General features: G+C 69.9%; 6 protein-coding genes. 3 read left to right on the top strand and 3 right to left on the bottom strand.

Annotated features, from left to right (window positions below; genetic code table 11):
* From phnC to phnE, 3 genes are all read left to right on the top strand, one after another.
* Positions 1-747 (top strand): phosphonate ABC transporter ATP-binding protein (gene phnC / locus JNL41_RS19615; protein WP_293477862.1); only part of this gene is annotated, 747 nt, incomplete at its 5' end.
* Positions 744-1772, top strand: a complete 1029-nt coding sequence (gene phnD, locus JNL41_RS19610) for a phosphate/phosphite/phosphonate ABC transporter substrate-binding protein (RefSeq protein ID WP_293477861.1) — start codon at positions 744-746, stop codon at positions 1770-1772. The genes phnC and phnD, both read left to right, overlap by 4 nt.
* Positions 1769-2578, top strand: a complete 810-nt coding sequence (phnE, locus tag JNL41_RS19605; RefSeq protein ID WP_293477860.1) for a phosphonate ABC transporter, permease protein PhnE — start codon at positions 1769-1771, stop codon at positions 2576-2578. The genes phnD and phnE overlap by 4 nt, the downstream gene beginning before the upstream one ends.
* Before the next feature lie 25 nt (positions 2579-2603).
* Here phnE and JNL41_RS19600 read toward each other — a convergent pair whose 3' ends face one another.
* The 3 genes from JNL41_RS19600 to JNL41_RS19590 all read right to left on the bottom strand — a co-directional run bounded on the left by JNL41_RS19600 (position 2604) and on the right by JNL41_RS19590 (position 5039).
* Positions 2604-3308 (bottom strand): PEPxxWA-CTERM sorting domain-containing protein, encoded by a 705-nt coding sequence (locus JNL41_RS19600; RefSeq protein WP_293477859.1) that lies wholly within the window; start codon positions 3306-3308, stop codon positions 2604-2606.
* Positions 3309-3440: 132 nt separating this feature from the next.
* On the bottom strand, positions 3441-3890 hold the full coding sequence (locus JNL41_RS19595) for an NUDIX hydrolase (protein ID WP_293477858.1): 450 nt from the start codon (positions 3888-3890) through the stop codon (positions 3441-3443).
* Positions 3891-4010: 120 nt separating this feature from the next.
* Positions 4011-5039 carry a glycosyltransferase family 1 protein gene (locus JNL41_RS19590; RefSeq protein WP_293477857.1) on the bottom strand — a complete coding sequence of 343 codons (1029 nt, stop codon included), beginning with the start codon at positions 5037-5039 and terminating at the stop codon, positions 4011-4013.
* Position 5040: the final 1 nt, after the last annotated feature.

Genomic DNA, 5040 nt, shown 5'->3' with positions numbered 1-5040 from the left:
GGCCAGCGCCGCGCCCTCGACGGCGTCTCGCTCGACGTGGCGAAGGGCGAGATGATCGCCCTGATCGGCCCGTCGGGGTCGGGCAAGTCGACGCTGCTGCGCTCGATCAGCGCGCTGCAGACCATCGACCCGGGCCCGGGCGAGATCGTCGCCTTCGACGGCCATGTGCAGAAGGACGGCAAGATCGACCCGAACGTGCGCAAGACACGCACCCGGATCGGCATGATCTTCCAGCAGTTCAACCTGGTGGGCCGGCTGTCGCTGTTCACCAACGTGGCGCTGGGCTCGCTGGGCCGGATCGGCTTCTGGCGGGCCGCCTTCGGCCTCTGGCCCGCCGAGACGAAGCAGGCGGCCATGGCGGCCCTGCACCGCTTCGGCCTCTCGGAATATGCCGCCCAGCGCGCCAACACGCTCTCGGGCGGCCAGCAGCAGCGCGCCGCGATCGGCCGCGCGCTGGTGCAGAAGGCGAAGATCATCCTCGCCGACGAGCCGGTGGCCAGCCTCGACCCCGTCTCGGCGCGCCGCGTGATGGAGATCCTGCGCGAGCTGAACCAGGCCGACGGGCTGACGGTGATCGTCACCCTGCACCAGGTCGACTACGCGCTGCGCTACTGCGAGCGGGTGGTGGCGCTGAAGGCCGGCAAGATCGTCTACGACGGCCCGTCCGGCGGCCTGAAGCGCGACAAGCTCATCGACATCTACGGCCCCGAATTCGAGGACGTCTTCTGGGAAGGAGCGCCCACATGATCCGCCGCACCCTCATCCTCACCGCCACCCCGTTGCTGCTGGGGGCCGCGCTGGCCCTGGCCTCGTGCGGCAAGCCCGCCGAGAAGGCCGCCGCCGGCGGCGCGCCGAGCGAGCTCACCTTCTCGATCCTGTCGGCCGAGAACCAGTCGTCCATGGAGCCCCTGTGGGCGCCGCTGTTGGCCGACCTCTCGGAGTCGATCGGCGTGAAGGTGAAGCCGTTCTTCGCCACCAACTACACCTCGCTGGTGGAGGCGATGCGCTTCAACCAGGTGCAGATGGGCTGGTTCTCGGCCTCGCCGGCGCTGTCGGCCGTGCGCCGGTCGGACGGCGAGGTGCTGGGCCGCGTGGTCGATGCGGGCGGCGACGCCACCTACAAGTCGATCATCATCGTCCGGAAGGGCAGCGGCATCACGCTCGACAAGCTGCTCGCCTGCGACAAGAGCCTCTCGTTCGGCATGGGCGACACCCAGTCGACCTCGGGCACGCTGGCGCCGCTGACCTATCTCTTCACGCCCAAGGGCGTGGAGCCGAACAAGTGCTTCAAGGCCGTCCGCGCGGCCAGCCACCAGGCCAACTCGTTCTCGGTGGCCAACGGCGTGCTCGACGCGGCCACGAACAACTCGGTCGGCCTCATCTTCTTCAAGCGGCAGAGCCCCGAGCAGGCCGGCAAGCTGGAGGTGATCTGGGAGAGCCCGCCGCTGCCGGAAAGCTCGATCGTGGTGCGCAAGGACCTCGACCCGGCGCTGAAGGAGAAGATCCGCCAGTTCTTCCTGACCTACGGCACCGGTACGGACGCCAAGGCGCAGAAGCAGCGCGAGGTGCTGAAGGGCCTCGCCTACGGCGGCTTCCGGCCGGCCGACAACAGCTACCTGAACCCGGTGCGCGAGATGGAGGCGAGCGAGGCGCTGGCGGCCGCCAGGCGCGCGGGCGACCAGGGCAAGATCGCCAAGGCCCAGGCCGAGTACGACAAGGTGAAGGCCGAGATCGCCCAGGCCCAGGCCATCGAGCCCGCGACCGCCCAATGAGCCTGCCTGCCGCCACCACGGCCGTTCCGCCGCCGCCGCGCAAGACGCTGATGCAGCGGCTCCCGGACCTCCTGGTCTGGGGCGGGGTGATCGCGCTCCTGTTGATCGCGTTCGGGCCGGCCGAGATCAAGAAGCTGCCCCTGCTGTTCGCCCGCTCGGAGAACATGCAGACGTTCGGGCGCGAGTTCGCCCACCCCGACTTCACCGACTGGAAGCTCTACGTCGGCCAGATGTGGCTGACGATTCAGATCGCGCTCTGGGGCACGGCGCTGGCGATCCTGCTGGCCGTCCCGCTGTCGCTGCTGGCCTCGCGCAACATGACCTCGGCCTACGCCCAGTGGCCGATCCGCCGCGTGCTGGACGTGATCCGCTCGGCGCCCGACCTGGTGATCGGCACCGTCTTCATCGTGGCCGTGGGTCCGGGCCCGTTCGCGGGCGTGATGGCGCTGGCGGTCAACACCTCGGGCGTGCTCGCCAAGCTGTTCTCGGAGGCCGTCGAGTCCATCGACCGCGGGCCGGTCGAGGGCGTGCGCGCGACGGGCGCCAGCAAGCTGCACGAGATCATCTGGGGCGTCATCCCGCAGGTCGCGCCGCTGTGGACCAGCTATGCCCTCTACCGCTTCGAATCGAACAGCCGCAGCGCCACCGTGCTGGGCCTGATCGGCGCCGGCGGCATCGGCCAGCTCCTGTTCGACAGCCTGAACGGCTTCGCCTACGCCCGCACCGCCGCCATCGTGGTGGTGATCATCGCGGCGGTGACCCTGATCGACATGCTGAGCCAGGCGATCCGCAGCCGGCTGCTCTAGGCGGCCGGCTGTCGGTCCCCGGCCGCTATCGGCGCTGGAGGTCTTGCCGCGGCGCGCGTCGGCGGAGCATGGCGCCCGCGCCGGCGAAGCCCAGGATCATCAGCGCCCAGCTCGCCGGCTCGGGCACGCCGCCCACGGGTGGGTTCACGACCGAGGTCGTGCCCAGGTAGATATCGTCCAGCGCGAAGTCGTTGCCCGTGGCCTCCGTCTGCGCATTGCGCAGGAAGAGGGTCGCCGTGGTGGCGGCGCCGCTGTTGAAGGTGGTCGACAGCCCGTTCCAGACGCCGGTCCCGGTCGGGATCGTGGGCGCGCCGAGGACGACCTCCGCGCCGCCGTCCAATGAGACGGTGAAGGTCAGGATCGGCGGCGCGCTGGCGTAGACGTTCATCAGGAACGCCTCGAAGAAGTAGTCCTGCATCGCATCGATCGCGATGGCCTGCGAGCGCCAGACGATGTCGCCCGCGTTCGGCCCGCCGTTGCCGACGAACATCAGGCCGTCGCCGGTCGTGTGGTCCTCTGCGTGGATGAAGTTGGCGTTGAAGTCGTACGGGTCGTCCGTGACGGTGTAGGTCTTGGCGGGCAGCCCGTTGCTGCTGAACGTATAGGCCGACGAGAAACCGGTGTTCCCGGCCTCGAAATCGCCGTTCGTGACGAGGTTGGCGGCGTGGGCGCCGCCCGTGGCCAGAAGCGTCATGGCGCCGGCTGCGATCACCGCGTGTCGGAAAGTCATCTGAAACCCCAGTCCCTTGCGAGCCGGGCGCCGGCTCATGGGGTCAAGGCGCCGTCCAGCCGCGCGACGGGCCAGCTTGACCGTGAAATCGCGCCGGCTTCGTCGTCGAGCGGCAAGCCGTGACGGCGGCCGCTAAGGCTTGAACTTCGCCAGCAAGGCCTTGAGTTCGGGCTCGTCGACGAGGCTCGCGGCGTCCGCAGGGGTGGTCCAGTTGCGGTCGCGTTCGGCCATCTCGGGCCAGATGTCGCGCTCCTCGGTGACCTGCATCGGGTAGACCTGCACGCGGACGTGCTGCAGGCGGCCGGAGCGCAGGCGCTTGTCGTAGTGATAGACGCCCAGGCTCTTGCGCCGCGGCTCGCCGACCACGCCGGCCTCCTCGAAGGCTTCCTGAGCGGCGCAGGGGCCCGGCGCCTTGTCCGCCATCGGCCAGCCCTTGGGGATCACCCAGCGGCGGCTCTCGCGCGAGGTGATCAGCAGGACCTCGGCGGCGCCGTCGTCACGCCTGCGCCACGGCAGGGCGGCATACTGGGTGCGCGGCTCGCGGTCGGGCTCGGGACGGGTCCTGTCCGACTTCTTGCCCATCGGCGCGGCTGCAAAGCTCCCTGGTGAGTCGCCCTGCCTTCAGGGTCGAGCCGCGGGATTTACGCGCCGCCGCCCGGCGCGCCAACCGGATTGTCATGAAAGTGTCACACGACGCGCGGCTCAGGCCGTCTCGGGTCTCCGCCGGCGCACGCGGGCCAGGCGCCGCAGCCTGCGCCAGAACCGGGTCTTTTCCGGCTCGGGGTAGGGTTCCAGGTTCTTCACGAAATCCTCGGCGCAGGCGCGCCAGGAGAACTTCTCGGCGAAGGCGCGGACGCCCTTGCGGTCGAGGTCCAGGCACTGCAGGCAGGCCTCGCGCAGGCCCTCGGTGGCGGTGATCGCCAGGGCGCCGGCCCCCGAGCCGGGGATCAGGTCGATCGGCCCGGGCGCCGGATAGGCCGCCACCGGCGTCCCGGACGCCATCGCCTCCAGGATGACGAGGCCGAAGGTGTCGGTGAGCGAGGGGAAGACGAAGACGTCGGCGCTGCGGTAGTGCGCCGCCAGCGCCTCGCCCGACCTGGAGCCGGTGAAGATCACCTTCGGGTACTTCACCTTCAGTTCGTCGAGCTGCGGGCCGGGCCCCACGACGACCTTCGAGCCGGGCAGGTCGAGGGCGAGGAAGGCCTCGATGTTCTTCTCCACGGCCACGCGGCCCACGTAGAGGAACACCGGCTTCGGCAGGTCGGCGAAGAGGTCGGGCTCGCCCTCGGCGCGCGGGCGGAAGACCTCGGTGTCGACGCCGCGCGACCACTCGGAGATGTTGCTGAAGCCGTGGCTGCTCAGCTCCTTGCGCATGGTGGGGGTGGCCACCATCATCCGGCCCGACGGCTTGTGGAACCACTTCATGTACGCATAGCCGGCCGCCAGCGGCAGCGGCAGGCGGGCCGAGACGTATTCCGGGAAGCGGGTGTGGTAGCTGGTCGTGAACGGCAGCTTCCACTCCACGCAGATGCGCCGCGCCGCCAGCCCGATCGGGCCTTCCGTGGCGATGTGGATGGCCTCGGGCTCGAACGCCTTGAACAGCTCCTGCACCGGCTCGTAGACGCCGATCGCCACCTTGATCTCGGCGTAGGTCGGCAGCGGGAAGGTCTTGAACTGGCCGGGGTGGATCACCTCGACCTGGTGGCCGATGGCCTGCAGCTCGCTGACCACG

Source organism: Phenylobacterium sp. (assembly GCF_016793285.1).
Taxonomy (GTDB): domain Bacteria; phylum Pseudomonadota; class Alphaproteobacteria; order Caulobacterales; family Caulobacteraceae; genus Phenylobacterium.
Note: the sequence above shows the minus strand (reverse complement) of the source record. Positions and strands in the feature narration are given on the sequence as shown.